Here is a 13803-nt window from a genome sequence, read left to right on the forward strand (position 1 = left end):
GTGGGGGGCGTACGGGGGCGGCTCAGCCCTTGCCCGAGCCGATGGTGAGGCCGCTGATGAACTGGCGCTGGAGCGCGAAGTAGACCAGCAGGGTGGGGACGGCGGTCATGAGGGCGCCGGCCGCGATCAGGTTGGGGTTGGTGAAGTACTGGCCCTGGAGGTTGGCCAGCGCGGAGGTGATGGGGCGTTTGTCACCCGTTTCGATGAGGGTGAGCGGCCAGAAGAAGTCGTTGTAGATCCAGATCGACTCCAGCGTCGCCAGGGCGGCGAAGGCCGGGCGGCACAGCGGCAGGATGATCTGGAAGAACTGGCGCCACACCTGGGCGCCGTCGACGACGGCGGCCTCGGAGATCTCCTTGGGGATCGTCTTCATGTAGTTGCTGAGGACGAAGGTGCAAAAGCCGCACTGGTAGGCGATGTGGATGACGATGATGCCCCAGGCGGAGTTGTACAGCAGCAGCGAGTCGCTCATCCACTGCGGGAGCGGGATGAGCAGGTACAGCCGGTACAGGGGGGTGATGAGGACCTGCGCGGGCAGCAGGTTGCCCGCGGTGAACAGCATCAGCAGCGCGATGTTGAAACGGAAGTCGAAGCGGGAGACGAAGAAGGCGACCGCCGCGGAGAACAGCAGGGTGCCCAGTACGGAGGGGATGGTGATGAGGAGGGAGTTGAGGAAGAAGTGCGGCATGCCGGACTGCGTCCAGGCGTCGGAGTAGTTCTCCAGGCTGATGCCGCGCGGCCAGGAGAAGTAGCCGTTCTTCGCGGTGTCCCCGTACGACCTCACGGAGGTGTAGACGGCCCACAGCAGCGGGATCAGCCACAGCAGTGAGACGCCGGTGAGCAGGATGTGGCGGCCGGTGTCGCGCCTGGGACGTGCGGGGCTCTGGTGTGCGGACCGGTGGGCCGACGGCGTCCCGGTGGGCGGTCGCACCGCGGTCGTGGTCACTGGTCCTCCTTGCGGAAGGTCTGGAGAAGGAACGTGCCGATCGCGGCGAGGGAGACCAGCAGGAGGACGACGGCGAGCGCGGATCCGTAGCCGATGTGGCTGGACTCGCCGATGATGTTGTCCGTGATCAGCAGGGACAGCAGTTCCATGCCCGGTTTGCTGCCGACGCCGCCGCCGAGGACGTAGACGATGTCGAAGGCGCGCAGGGACTCCATCACCGTCACCACCAGGATGATGACGTTGACCGGTTTCAGGGCGGGGAAAATAACGCGGGCGAAGGTCTGGCGGCCGTTGGCCCCGTCGAGGGAGGCGGCCTCCTTCAGGGCCGGGTCGAAGCTTTTCAGGCCGGCCAGGTAGAGGATCATGATGTAGCCGGTGTGCCGCCAGGCGGAGGCGACCAGGACGGCCCACAGGTTGAGGTCGGGGTCGCCGAGCCAGTCGATGTGGTGGGGGGTGCCGGCTGCGGAGAGCACGCTGTTCAGCAGCCCGGTGTCCGGGTTGTAGATGATCTCCCAGATGAACCCGACGACGGCCAGGGAGAGCACCATGGGCAGGAAGATCGCGGTCTGGTAGATCCTGGTGAAGCGGATCTTCTTGTCGAGCTGGTAGGCGAGGAAGATGCCGAACGGGGTGGGCAGCAGTGCCGTGAACAGCAGCCAGACGACGTTGTGCCGCACCGCCGGCCAGAACGGCGGGTAGTTGGTGAAGATCTGCCGGTAGTTGTCGAACCCGGTCCAGTGGATGTCGGTGAGGTCGATGCCGTCCCAGGTGGTGAGGGACAGGGCCACGGAGGCGAGTGCGGGCAGCCACACGAAGACCAGCAGGGCCAGGACCGGGATGCCGATGACGGCCGCCAGGAACAGGCGGTCACCGGTGCTCAGGCGGCCGGGCCGGTGGGGCGCGGTGGGTGGGGAGGACACGGTGAGGGCCTTCCGGTCCGGGTCAGGCCGTGAAGAATCGCGCGCGCTGCGATTCGATCTTCTTCAGTGTGCCGGCGCCGTCGTCCGGGTGACCGAGCCACTGGGTCAGTCCGGGCAGGACGACGGTGGAGATGAATCCGGGGTCGCTGTCGCGGTCGGCGAACTGGCTGATGTGCCGGGCGGACGCGATGAGTTCGGCGGACTTCTTCTGCAGGGCGTTGTACGAGGACGTGCTCGCCTTGTCGTTGACGGCGAGGTTGCTCGGGTCGACGCCCATGTACTGCTGCTCGGCGCGGGCGCTGCCCAGGAACTGGAGGAACTTCTTCGCGCCGTCCTCGTTCTTGGGCCTGCGGCTGAGCATGAAGCCGTCGGTGGGCGCCTCGACTGCGTCCTGACCGTGGCCGGCGTCGATCTCGGGGAAGGGGAAGAAGTCGATGTCGGCGCGTATCTTCTCGTCGGTGATCTGCTGGCCGAGGAAGAGACCGATGACGGCCATGCCGGACTTCTTGTCGATCAGAGACTGCGCCGCGTCCTGCCAGGAGCGGCCACCGGCGCCGCTTTGGTAGTAGGGGGTCAGCTCGCGCCAGAGGTCGAGGATGCGGGCGGTGCGCTTGTCCGTCCAGGAGACCTGACCGCGCATCAGCTGCATGTGGAAGTCGTAGCCGTTGGCGCGCAGGTCGAGGTAGTCGAAGGCGCCGAGGACGGACCAGCTGTCGCCGCCGCCGTAGCCGGAGGCGATGGGCGACAGGCCGTCCCGTTTCATCTGCCGGGCCAGGGCGACGAACTCGTCCCATTTCTGCGGGATCTGGTAGCCGCGCTCCTGGAAGAGGCTCTTGCGGTAGAACACCGCCCACGGGTAGTTGTACAGCGGCACGAAGTAGTACTTGCCGTCCTCGCCGCGGGACAGCTGCCTGGTGGCCTCGCTGAAGTTGCCGCCGATCTTCTCCCAGACGTCGTCGATCGGGGAGCACAGCCGCTTCTTGGCGAAGTACTGCATGCGGTAGCCGGCGAACCAGGTGAAGACGTCGTCCGGGGTGCCCTGAAGGTAGCTGGTGATGGACTTCTGGAAGGTGTCGTGGTCGACGGTGTTCGTCCTGACCTTCAGGCCGGAGTCCTTGGTGAACGCCTGGGTCAGCGCCGCGTAGGCGGACTTGGGTGTGGCGTCGGCGCCGTTGGAGCCGAAGGTGACCGTCTTGGGGTCGGTGCCCGCGCCCCCGCCGCAGGCGGTGAGGACCGGTGCGGCCAGGGCGGCCCCGCCGATCGCGAGCATGCTGCCGACGACTTCGCGGCGGCCGGGACCACGCGCAGCCAGGGGTGTGCGGCTCTGCTGCGTCATTCTCGCTCCTCGTGCGTGTCAGTTCAGGTCTGAGGTGATGAAGGACTGGATGGCGGTGGCGGCGGCGCCGCGCGCCCACTCCTCGAAGGGCAGCGGGCGGGTGTGGACCTCGCATCGGGCGGCGGAGCCGAAGGCCGCCGCGGTGAAGGCGTCGCGGATCTGCTCGGCGAACAGGTCGTAGGCGGCCAGTCCCTCGCCGGAGATGATCACGCGTTCGGGGCCCAGCAGGTTGGCCACCGTGGCGATGCCTCTGCCGATCGCCGCCCCGGCCTTGGCATAGACCGCGCGGGCGCCGGCGTCGCCCCGGTGGGCGAGGTCGACGGCCGCGGCGGTGTCGGCGACCTCGATGCCGGTCACCTCGCGGACCTGGGCGACGATCGCGGCGTCCGCCGCGATCGCCTCCACGCAGCCGCGGTTGCCGCAGTGGCAGGGCGGGCCGGCCGGGTCGACCGTGACATGGCCGATCTCACCGGCGACGCCGTGCGCGCCGGCCACGACCCGGCCGTGCACCACGAGAGCGCAGCCGATGCCGGCGCCGACCGTGACGACGGCGAAGTCCGACAGTCCCACGCCGTCGCCGAACCACTGCTCGGCGACGGTGAGGGCGCGCACGTCGTTGTCCACGGTGACCGGCAACCCGCAGGTCATGGCGGCCAGTTCGGCCAGCGGAACGTCCCGCCACTCCAGGAAGGGCGAGTAGCGCACGGTGCCCTCGGCCCGGTCCACGTCGCCGGAGACGGCGATGCCCAGTCCCAGGACGCGCACGCCGAAGCCGTCCGCCTCGGTGAGCAACTCCCCCACCAGCTCCGCGGCCACGGCCAGCACCGGGCCGGGCTCCCGGCCGCGCAGCGGGACGCGCCGGGCGACGCGGATGCGGCAGCACAGGTCGGCGAGCACCCCGATGATCTCGTCGCCGGTCACCTTCAGACCGATGAACAGGGCTCGCCCTGCGTCGACACGGACCAGGTTCGCCGGCCGCCCGAGCACGGGACGCGCCTGCGCGTTGGCGTCCTCCACCAGGTAGCCGGCCTCGATCAGCGGCCGGACGGCCTTGGTCACGGCGGCCGGGGACAGGCCGGCCCGCCGTGCCACCTCCAGCCTGGTGAGGGGGCCGTGGGACAGGACGGTGGTGAAGATCTGGGAGGCGGCCGGCGTGTTGGCCGGGAACGCCTCGACACGGGAGGTCGACGGCATGGCCGGGAACCTACGACCCATAATTTCTGCTGTCAATGAAAGAAACAGAACTTGCCAAAAGACCGGGCTCCGACATGTCACACCTTCAAAACATCGGGCACAGACGGGGGTTGACACATGATCGAAGGACCCGCTTGGCTCTCCTGAGCATTCGCTGACCCTCTGATCGTGAGGTCCCATGCCGCTCATCTCCCGCTCCCCGGACACCGGCATCTGGCTGCTGACCACCTCGCACACGTCCTACGCGCTGCGGATCGACGACAGTGGCGCGCCCTGCCATGTCGCCTGGGGGCCACGGCTGACCACGGCGGAGGCGGACGCGCTGGCCGTCCCGGCGGGGAACCTGCACAGCAGTTTCGAGGGCCGCCCACCGGTGGGCGAGGAACTGCCCGTCGACGGCGGCACCCGCTACGGGCCGCCGTCGCTGCAGGTGCGCCGTCCCGACGGTTCACGCGGTTTCGCATGGCAGCCCACGGACCACCACGTCCTGACCGACGTGCCCGGCAGCGCGGAGCTGGTCCTGGAGTTCCGGGACCGGCTCTATCCCCTGCGGGTCGCCCTGCACTACCGGGTCCGCGAGGACACCGACGTCATCGAGCGCTGGACCGTGCTGCGCAACGACGGTCACGAGCACCTGAAACTGCCGCGGGCCGACTCGGCCGCATGGACGCTGCCGCCCCTGGCCGGCTACCGGCTGAGCCACGTCACGGGCCAGTGGTCGGCCGAGAGCCAGCTGCGCCGCGATCCCCTGCCGTTCGGCGAGACCGTGCTGACCAGCCGGCGCGGCATCACCAGTCACCATGCCAACCCCTGGGTCATGCTCGACAGCGGGACGGCCACCGAGGACCACGGCCCCGTGTGGAGCGCCGTCCTCGCCTGGAGCGGAAGCTGGCGCCTGACCGCGCAGCGCACCCCGGACGGACGCACCGGCGTGACCGGCGGCGTCGGCCACGACGGGACGTGCGTGCCCCTCGCCCCCGGGGAGGAGTTCACTACCCCGGTCTTCGCCGGCCTCTACAGCGACGGCGGCTTCGGGGCCGCGAGCCGCGCCTGGCACGCCTACACCCGGGCCCACGTCCTGCCGCACGCCACAGAGCCGGCCCCCGTGCTGTACAACTCCTGGGAGGCCACCGGCTTCGACGTCGACGAGGCCGGCCAGAAGGCCCTGGCCGAGCGCGCCGCGCTGCTCGGGGTGGAGCTCTACGTCGTGGACGACGGCTGGTTCGGGGCCCGCCGCAGCGACCGGGCGGGCCTGGGCGACTGGTCCCCGGCACCCGACCGGTTCCCGGACGGCCTCGGCCCGCTGGCCCGGGCGGTGCACGCACTGGGCATGCGGTTCGGCATCTGGGTCGAGCCGGAGATGGTCAACCCCGACAGCGACCTGTACCGCACGCACCCGGACTGGGTGCTGCACGTGCCGGGCCGTGAGCGCACCGAGATGCGCAACCAGCTCGTGCTCAACTTCGCCCGCCGGGACGTGGCCGACTGGGCGCACCACTGGCTGACCCGGCTCGTCGCCGACCACGGCGTCGACTTCCTCAAGTGGGACATGAACCGCGCGTTCGGCGAGGCCGGCTGGCCCGAGGAGAGCGACGGCAACGACCGGTTGTGGACCCGGTACGTGACCAACCTCTACGACGTCGTCGACCGGCTCCGCGCCGACCACCCGCATCTGCGCATCGAGACCTGCAGCGGCGGCGGAGGCCGCGTGGACCTGGGGATCCTCTCGCGGACCGACCAGGCGTGGGTGTCGGACAACACCGACGCCGTGGACCGCCTGGTGATCCAGCACGGCTTCGGCCAGGTCTACCCGGCGCGTGTGATGTCCGCGTGGGTGACCGACGTGCCCAACCAGCTCACCGGCCACTCGGTCCCGCTGCGCTTCCGCTTCCATGTCGCCATGGCCGGCCTGCTGGGCGTCGGCGGCGACCTCACCCGCTGGTCGGAGGAGGAACTCGCCGAGGGAGCCGCGCTGGTGACGACGTACAAGAAGGTGCGCCACCTCGTCCAGCAGGGCCGTCAGTACCGGCTCGGCGAGCCACTGGGCGACACACCCACAGCGGTGCAGTACCTCGCCGAGGACGCCGGTGAGCTGCTGCTGCTCGCCTACCGGCGCAGCCCGCGCCACGGCATGCCTGTGCTCCCCGTCCGCCTGCGCGGCCTGCCGGCGGGCGCCCGCTACCGCGACACCGAGACCGGCGCCGTCCATCACTCCACACTGCTCACGCAATACGGCCTGCACCTGGACCTGCCGTCCGGAAACTGGGCGAGCACGGCCGTGCATCTGGTCCGGGTGCCGGACGGGGAGTGAGGCGCGGGCGCGGACTGCGGCAGCCCCTTGGGCCCTGGCGGGCCGGGCCTGTCCCCCGCGGGGCGCGGCTGGGTGGAACCGCCCAGGTCGCGGTACTTCCCGGCGGCGGTCGGCGAGGAGTTGAACACCGGGCGGGCCGCCGGACGCCTCCTGATCGCCGGCCCGCCCCTGCGCCAGCACATCAAGGCGCTGGAGCGCGGCCTCGCCTCGTCTCCTCGTCGCTCCCGGCGCACCAGGCCACGCCGGCATCACCGCGCGGACCGCGCGAGCCTGCCGGAACAGGCCTCGTGCCGACGGCCGGTCCGACAGGCAGACGATCTCGCGCTCCGACCGCCGCGCGGCCGGGAGCCCGCGCGGTGCCTGGCACACACGACCGGCACACGCACGATCAACGACGCACACCCAGCCCCGTGACCGGCAGCTTCGAGACGGGGAAAGCGTCGGTCCAGGAGGTGGTGCGGTGGATGGCCGGCCGACGGGTCACATGTGGGGATCAGGCGGCGTGAGGGCGCGGGGCGACAGGCCCAGGGACCGGATGTGGCGGGCGATGTCGATCAGTGGTGCCACCCAGGTGTCCGCCGCCGCGCCGACTCGTTCGACGAGTTCTTCCAGGGCGGCCGCCCGGGAGGGCCGGCCGGTCAGGAAGGGGTGAGTGGTGAGGACGAAGCAGCCGCCCAAATCGCGGAGAGCCTCGAATTCCAGCGTCCAGATCTCCAGTGCCTTGCGTGGGCTCTCGATCAGTCCGCTGCCGGAGATGCCGGGGAGATAGCAGTACTGCTCCCAGTCGTCCAGGGCCCACTGGATCGGTATCTCCACCAGCGACCGCGCTCCGGGCACGGCCAGTTCGTAGGGGTGGTCGGCGTCCATGAGACTGCTGTCGTAGAGGAAGCCCCGATCGACCAGCAGGTGCGGGGAGTTGTAGGTGAGTTCCCACATGGGGGCCCGGTACCCCACCGGTCTCACACCGGCCACCTCTTCCAGCGCGTCCAGGCCCCGGTCGAGGTAGTCGGCCTCGGTGCCGGCGTCGGCGCCGGTCAGCGGCTCGTGCAGATAGCCGTGGTGTGCGATCTCGTGGCCGGCGTCCGCGATGGCCCGTACCGTGCCGGGGTGGCGTCGCGCCGTCCATCCGGGGACGAAGAACGTCGCCCTCACTCCGTGGCGGTCGAGCATCTTCAGCAGTCTGGGGACGCCGACCTGTGGCCCGTAAGCCTGGTGGCTCATCACGGACATGCGCTGTGCGGCCTCGGGGTGTTCGTGCAGCACGGCCGACTCGGCGTCGACGTCGAAGCTGAAACAGGCCGCGGCGCGCCTCTCCCCCGGCCAGTCGACGGGCTGTTCCGGTCGCGGAGTCATCGGCGGCCTCCCGCGCACAGGGAGACGAACTCGTAGGCGACGTTGGCGGCGGCGACGCTGGTGATGTCCGCGTGATCGTAGGCCGGGGACACCTCGACGACGTCGGCGCCCACCAGGTTCAGTCCCTTGAAGCCGCGGATGACGCCGAGCAGTTCCCTGCTGGTCATGCCGCCCGCCTCCGGGGTGCCGGTCGCCGGTGCGTGGGCGGGGTCGAGCACGTCGATGTCGACGGACACGTACAGCGGCGCATCGCCGATCGTCGTGCGCAGCCGGGTCACCACGTCGTGCACGCTCAGGGTCTCCAGGTCGGCGCAGTGCACGATGGTGAAGCCCAGATCCGCGTCGCTGCTGAGGTCCTGGGGGTCGTAGAGCGAGCCGCGGATGCCGACGTGCGCGCTGGAGCAGGGCAGGAACAGGCCTTCCTCGGCGGCGCGCCGGAACGGGGTGCCGTGGGTGAGCGGTGCGTCGAAGTAGGTGTCCCAGGTGTCGAGATGGGCGTCGAAGTGCACCAGGGCGACGGGTCCGTGGACCCGGTTCATGGCGCGCAGCAGCGGATAGGCGATGGTGTGGTCGCCGCCGAGGGTCACCAGTCGGGCGCCGTCGCGGATCAGTTCGTAGGCCCCTTCCTCGATCTCCTTGCTCGCGGCCGCGATGTCGAAGGGGTTGCAGGCGAGGTCGCCCGCGTCGACGACCTGCTGGTCGCGGAAGGGCATGACGTCGAGCTGCGGGTTGTAGGGCCGCAGCAGCCGGGAGGCCTCACGGATCGCGGACGGTCCGAAGCGGGCCCCGGGGCGGAAGGTCACCCCCGCGTCGAAGGGGACGCCGGCGACGGCCACGTCGTGCCTGGGCACGTCCTGGATACGGGGCAGTCGTGCGAAGGTCGTCAGGCCCGCGTAGCGAGGGCTGGCCTGGCCGTCGGTCTGGCCGACGGGCGGCGTGGCGGTGCTGTCGGTGGTCGCGCCGGGGCGGGTTACACGCGGCATCGGGTGGATCCTCCGTTGATCTGCAGGGTCTGGCCCACGAAGGAGCCGACGCGGAAGTCGGTGAGCAGGGCGACGGCGGAGGCGATCTCCTCGGGCCGGCCGATGCGGCCGAGCGGAATGTTCCGGGCGTAGTGCTTGTGCATGGCGTCCAGGGGCAGGCCTGCGCTGTCCGCGTCGACCTGGAGCTGAGGGGTGTCGATGACGCCGGGCGCGACGGCGTTGACGACGATCCCCTCGGGTGCGAGTTCCCGGCCGAGCGTTTTGACCAGGGAGATCAGCCCGGCTTTCGAAGCGGAGTAGGCGGTGGCCTCGGGCCATCCGGTGACGCCCCACTCGGAGGAGATGACAACGATGCGGCCCCGGCCGCGCCGGCGCATGCCGGGCAGGACGGCCTGGATGAGGTGGAAGGTGCCGGTCAGGTTGGTGTCGACGACCTTCCACCAGTCGGCCTCGTCGTGCTCGGTGAAGCGGCCCATGGTCATGTAGGCGGCGTTGCAGACCAGGACATCGATGTCGCCCAGTTCCTGGTTCAGGTGGCCGACCAGGGTGTGGACCTGCGCGCGATCGGATACGTCGGCCACGGCAGGGACCCCGCCGATGGCTGCCGCGACGGCGTCCATGGCGGGGGTGTGCGCCCGGTCGCCGACCGCGACGCGCGCTCCGTCGCGGGCCAGGCGGGCCGCGACGGCCCGCCCGATCCCCTGGGTGGCGCCGGTGACGAGGGCGACCGCGCCGTTCAGCGGCTGGTGGGAGTGGTCCATGGTCAGATCACCGCTCCGCAGTTGGGTGAGAGGACTTCGCCGGTGCAGAAGGTCCCCTCCTCGAGGAGGAACCGCACGCTCGCGGCGACCTCGTCCGGGCGGCCCAGGCGCCGGGTGGGCAGGGTCGCGAGGTAGTCCGGGGCCCGCCAGGGCGAGTCGGGGGCGAGCAGCGGGGTGTCGGTGGGGCCGGGGGCGACGGCGTTGACGCGGACGTTGCTGGAGGCGACCTCGGACGCCAGGCTGCGGACGAGGCCGACGACGGCGCCCTTGGCGGCGGCGTAGTGGGCGTCGCCGTCGCCGCCGCCGATGGCCAGCTCGGAGGTGACGGCGACGATGCTGCCGCCGCGGCGCGCGATCATGGAGGGAAGGACCGCGCGGGCGGTGTTGGCCAGTCCGCCGAGGTGGACCCGCAGCATCCGGTTCCACTGCTCGGGGCTGATGTCGGAAAAGGGCTGGATCTCGTAGTGGCCGGCCGCGCTGACCAGGGCGTGGACGGGGCCGAAGTCCGCTTCGGCCTGGCCGACGGCGGCGCGCACCGCGGCGGGGTCGGCGACGTCGGCGGCCAGGGACAGCGCGAGCGCCGGGTCGGAGGCCGGGCGCAGGTCGAGACCCGCGACGGTCCAGCCAGCCGCGTGCAGCGCGGCGGCGATGCCGGCTCCTATGCCGCTTGCGGCCCCCGTGACGAGCGCGGTCCTCTGTGTGCCGGGCGCGTTCATGCGGACTCTCCCTGAAGGTCGACGGCCGCGGCGCCGGAGGCGGGCGGTGCGCCGTTCGCGGGACCGGTCGTATGGAACCGGTCGGCCAGGGGCCGCCGGATGCGCCCCCGGACGACGGCGAAGACGACGGCTCCGACGACGGTGAGCACCGCGGTGGTCAGGATCATGCTCCAGCGCAGGTACCAGGTGTCGCCCATGGAGGCGCGCGGCCAGGCGATGTTGATGGTCTGCGCGATGGTCCACAGCGCGGCCAGCAGGGTCACGGGGGTGCCCCAGCGGCCGAGGCTGAACGCTCCGGGCTGCCACTTCCCGCGCAGCCGGGTGACGGCGGCGCCGATGACGGGGACCGCGAACGCGATCTGGAAGCCCATGGTGGTGAAGTTGACCAGCGCGCCGTAGAGGTTCGAGCCGGACAGCAGGACGAACACGGCGGCGACGACACCGGTCAGCGCGATCGCGTTCACCGGCAGTCGCTCGGGCCCGGCCAGCTTCTCCAGCCGGTGTGAGAGAGGCAGCGCGTTGTCGCGGGCGGAGGCCCACAGGCAACGGGAGACGGCTGCCTGGACGGCGAGGAAGCTGGAGAGGAAGCCGATCACGAACAGGACGAGCAGGGGCCGGCCGATCCCGGAGCCGAACTGGGTGACGAGCGTGTCGGTCACCGGGTCGCCGGTCTTGGCCGCCATGACCTTGTCCAGGTGGGGGATGGCGAGCACCAGGGCGACGCTGGAGTACATCACGATCGCGGCGACGCACAGCAGCGACAGGATGATCGCCTTGGGCACGTTGCGCTCGGGCTTGTCGACCTCCTCGGCGATGGACCCGGCCGCCTCGAAGCCGACGAAGGACCAGCCGACGTAGGCCACGGCGATCAGCATCGGGCCGCCGAGCCAGGAACCGGCGGACTGGGTGCCGAAGTCGTCGAAGAGCACGTCCACCGGGTTGACCCGGTGGAACAGCAGCAGCACGGTACTCAGTCCGACGGAGCCGATGATCTCGCAGGCGATGCTGGCGACGACCATCACCTTCAAAACCGTGCGGCCCACCATGTTGGTGAGGCTTCCCGCCGCCAGGATCGCGATGGCGGTACCGCTGGTGACGGTGTGGCTGGGGTGGGAGACCCCCACGGCCGGCAGCAGGAATCCGGCCGCTCCGTAGGCGAGTGTGGACAGCGCGATCGTCAGGCCCCAGGAGTACGCCCATGCCGCCACCCAGCCCCACGAGGTGCCGCGTACGTGCCTGGCCCACTGGTACACGCTGCCCGCGTACGGCCACCGGGAGGCGAGTTCACCGAAGACGAGGGCGACGAGCAGCTGCCCGGCCAGCACGATGGGGAAGGCCCACACGAACGCGGGACCGGCGGCGAACAACCCGAGGGTGAAGATCGCGTAGAGCGCGACGATGGGCGAGACGTCCGCGAAGGCCATCGACAGGGCCGTGCGGAAGCTGAAGCCCTGGTTGAGACGGCTGACCTGCTCGCCTGCGGGTGCCGGTGTGCCGTGTCCCGGCGGGGACACACCTTGATGTCTGGTCACTCTGGCTCCTCGTCCGGCCCCTGCTTCCAGGGGCCGCATCGGCTGCCCGCCATCCACTGGGTGGCCGGAATCCGTAGGCCGGAATGCCGTCAGTCTGCGATCAGGAGAGTCGGCCTTTCTACGCGGCGAAAGTCACAATCACTCCGTTGAGCTTTGAGCGATCGCACAGCACACTTTTGTGTACACATAAACCATGCGGGGTGCTTGTGCAGACAGTGGCGGACGTGGTGAACCTCCCTCACCTGCGCCTTGAGCTCTTCGCCGGCCGGCAGGGCCTGCGAAGGTCCGTCTCCTGGGCCCATGCCTCGGATCTGGACAGCCCATGGGACTGGATGGCGGGCGGCGAACTGCTCATGCGCAACGGGCGCACGCTGCCGCGCGACGGCCGGGCCCAGGCGAAGCTGCTGCACGGCTGTGCGGACGCGGGCGCCAGCGGGATCGTGATCGGCGAGGACCACCAGACGCCGCCGCTCACCGACGAACTGGCCGCGGCAGCCGAGGAGCGTGCCCTGGCCGTGCTCACCGTTCCCTACTCGGTCAGCTTCGCGGCGCTGGCCAGAGCGGTCGCCGACGCCGCCTCGGGCGAGGCCCCCGTCCGCGTCGGCCAGATCGAGCGGATCTACAGCGCTCTGCGGGACACCCTCGGCGGGCGGACCGGCGAGTCCCCGACCGCCCGGCTGGGCCGTGACCTGGGCTGCCGGCTGCTGCTTCTGGACACCTCCACCGGAAACCCGGTCGATCCGTCGGCCCCGGCGCCTCGGGACGCACTGCGCTCGGCCCTGCTCGCCGGAGTCCGCGCCCACGACGGCCGTATCCCGGGTGTGCTGCACGTTCCGCTCGCTGACGGCACCACGGCGCTCGCGGTCGAGGTCCCCGCGGAGGAGCCGACCGTCCTGCTCGCCGTCCGGCTGCCCGGCGCGGACACCTCGCTGCTGCACCACCTGGCCACCGCCGCCGCGGTCGAGACGGCCCACCAGGGGATGCTGCGCGAGCACGAGCGACGGCTTGGCGGCGAGCTGCTCGCCCGGCTCTTCGACATGGGCATCGACGAGGCCGCCGCGAGCCGCGAGCTGGCCGCCGTCGGCATCGCCCCCGCCCGCGCCGTCGTCCTGGCCACCCAGTCCGACGACAGCGCCGGACAGCGCGACCTGCATCTGGCGCTGGGCCGGCGTCGCATCCCCCACTTGCTGCTGCGCAGCGGAGAGCTGCTGTACGCCCTGGTGGACGATGCCCGGCCGGGCATCGAGGCGGTGCGCCAGAAGCTCGGGCCGGACTCCGCCCTCGGGGTGAGCGCCGCGGTCGGCGCCCCCGGGCGGCTGCCCGCCGCCCGGCGCGAGGCCGTCTGGGCGCTGTCCCTGGCGCGCAAGGCGCCCGGCAGGCTCTCCCGCTACGGGGAGGAGACGACGTTCACGGTGCTGCGCAGCACCGAGGAGGCCCAGGCGCTCGTCGACCGCGTCCTTGGCCCGCTGCTCGCCTACGACGCCGGCCACGGAAGCGAACTGACCGCCTCGCTGGAGACGTTCTTGCAGCACCGGCGCTCCTGGCAGCGGACCGCCGCCGCGCTGAGCGTGCACAAGCAGACCGTCATGTACCGCATGCAGCGCGTCGAGCAGCTCACCGGCCGCACCCTGGCGGAATCAGCGGACATCGCGGACCTGTGGCTCGCCTTCCAGGCGCGCGCGCTGCTCTCCGGTGCCCCCACCCCCGCAGGTCCGCGTTCTTCCCACACCTCGGGTTCGGCGGACTGATGG

The 13803-nt window shown here is 71.0% G+C and carries 11 protein-coding genes; 2 read left to right on the plus strand and 9 right to left on the minus strand.

Features of this window, described 5'->3' with window-relative positions:
* Nucleotides 1–22: 22 nt before the first annotated feature.
* The 4 genes from ACWDUZ_RS10830 to ACWDUZ_RS10845 are packed head-to-tail and all read right to left on the minus strand — an operon-like array spanning nucleotide 23 to nucleotide 4396.
* Complete coding sequence (locus ACWDUZ_RS10830; RefSeq protein WP_451631477.1) at nucleotides 23–946, minus strand: carbohydrate ABC transporter permease; 924 nt, start codon at nucleotides 944–946, stop codon at nucleotides 23–25.
* The gene (locus ACWDUZ_RS10835; protein ID WP_451631478.1) at nucleotides 943–1866 is read right to left on the minus strand and encodes a carbohydrate ABC transporter permease; all 924 of its coding nucleotides are present in this window, start codon (nucleotides 1864–1866) and stop codon (nucleotides 943–945) included. The genes ACWDUZ_RS10830 and ACWDUZ_RS10835 overlap by 4 nt, the downstream gene beginning before the upstream one ends.
* A gap of 22 nt (nucleotides 1867–1888) precedes the next feature.
* The gene (locus ACWDUZ_RS10840) at nucleotides 1889–3202 is read right to left on the minus strand and encodes an ABC transporter substrate-binding protein (protein ID WP_451631479.1); all 1314 of its coding nucleotides are present in this window, start codon (nucleotides 3200–3202) and stop codon (nucleotides 1889–1891) included.
* Nucleotides 3203–3220: 18 nt separating this feature from the next.
* Nucleotides 3221–4396, minus strand: a complete 1176-nt coding sequence (locus ACWDUZ_RS10845; RefSeq protein WP_451631480.1) for an ROK family protein — start codon at nucleotides 4394–4396, stop codon at nucleotides 3221–3223.
* A gap of 178 nt (nucleotides 4397–4574) precedes the next feature.
* Here ACWDUZ_RS10845 and ACWDUZ_RS10850 point away from each other — a divergent pair, with 178 nt between their 5' ends.
* The gene (locus ACWDUZ_RS10850; protein WP_451631481.1) at nucleotides 4575–6707 is read left to right on the plus strand and encodes an alpha-galactosidase; all 2133 of its coding nucleotides are present in this window, start codon (nucleotides 4575–4577) and stop codon (nucleotides 6705–6707) included.
* 480 nt (nucleotides 6708–7187) lie between these two features.
* On the opposite strand, the gene ACWDUZ_RS10855 is transcribed toward ACWDUZ_RS10850, so the two are convergent.
* The 5 genes from ACWDUZ_RS10855 to ACWDUZ_RS10875 are packed head-to-tail and all read right to left on the minus strand — an operon-like array spanning nucleotide 7188 to nucleotide 12052.
* The gene (locus ACWDUZ_RS10855; RefSeq protein WP_451631482.1) at nucleotides 7188–8060 is read right to left on the minus strand and encodes a polysaccharide deacetylase family protein; all 873 of its coding nucleotides are present in this window, start codon (nucleotides 8058–8060) and stop codon (nucleotides 7188–7190) included.
* The gene (gene speB, locus ACWDUZ_RS10860; protein WP_451631483.1) at nucleotides 8057–9043 is read right to left on the minus strand and encodes an agmatinase; all 987 of its coding nucleotides are present in this window, start codon (nucleotides 9041–9043) and stop codon (nucleotides 8057–8059) included. Before speB ends, ACWDUZ_RS10855 begins: the two co-directional genes overlap by 4 nt.
* On the minus strand, nucleotides 9031–9804 hold the full coding sequence (locus ACWDUZ_RS10865) for an SDR family NAD(P)-dependent oxidoreductase (protein ID WP_451631484.1): 774 nt from the start codon (nucleotides 9802–9804) through the stop codon (nucleotides 9031–9033). The genes speB and ACWDUZ_RS10865 overlap by 13 nt, the downstream gene beginning before the upstream one ends.
* Nucleotides 9805–9806: 2 nt before the next feature.
* Nucleotides 9807–10520 (minus strand): SDR family NAD(P)-dependent oxidoreductase, encoded by a 714-nt coding sequence (locus tag ACWDUZ_RS10870; protein WP_451631485.1) that lies wholly within the window; start codon nucleotides 10518–10520, stop codon nucleotides 9807–9809.
* A complete protein-coding gene (locus ACWDUZ_RS10875) occupies nucleotides 10517–12052 on the minus strand; it encodes an APC family permease (protein ID WP_451631486.1) in 1536 nt (511 codons plus the stop codon). The genes ACWDUZ_RS10870 and ACWDUZ_RS10875 overlap by 4 nt, the downstream gene beginning before the upstream one ends.
* Before the next feature lie 200 nt (nucleotides 12053–12252).
* On the opposite strand from ACWDUZ_RS10875, the gene ACWDUZ_RS10880 reads away from it, so the two are divergent.
* On the plus strand, nucleotides 12253–13800 hold the full coding sequence (locus tag ACWDUZ_RS10880; protein WP_451631487.1) for a PucR family transcriptional regulator: 1548 nt from the start codon (nucleotides 12253–12255) through the stop codon (nucleotides 13798–13800).
* Nucleotides 13801–13803: the final 3 nt, after the last annotated feature.

The organism is Streptomyces sp. NPDC003393 (assembly GCF_053589015.1).

What these genes read in the sequence shown, in the direction of transcription:
- ACWDUZ_RS10840 (WP_451631479.1), bottom strand. Translation starts at nt 3,202, where the DNA reads ATGACGCAGCAGAGCCGCACACCCCTGGCTGCGCGTGGTCCCGGCCGC.
- ACWDUZ_RS10845 (WP_451631480.1), bottom strand. Translation starts at nt 4,396, where the DNA reads ATGCCGTCGACCTCCCGTGTCGAGGCGTTCCCGGCCAACACGCCGGCC.
- ACWDUZ_RS10850 (WP_451631481.1), top strand. Translation starts at nt 4,575, where the DNA reads ATGCCGCTCATCTCCCGCTCCCCGGACACCGGCATCTGGCTGCTGACC.
- ACWDUZ_RS10855 (WP_451631482.1), bottom strand. Translation starts at nt 8,060, where the DNA reads ATGACTCCGCGACCGGAACAGCCCGTCGACTGGCCGGGGGAGAGGCGC.
- speB (WP_451631483.1), bottom strand. Translation starts at nt 9,043, where the DNA reads ATGCCGCGTGTAACCCGCCCCGGCGCGACCACCGACAGCACCGCCACG.
- ACWDUZ_RS10865 (WP_451631484.1), bottom strand. Translation starts at nt 9,804, where the DNA reads ATGGACCACTCCCACCAGCCGCTGAACGGCGCGGTCGCCCTCGTCACC.
- ACWDUZ_RS10870 (WP_451631485.1), bottom strand. Translation starts at nt 10,520, where the DNA reads ATGAACGCGCCCGGCACACAGAGGACCGCGCTCGTCACGGGGGCCGCA.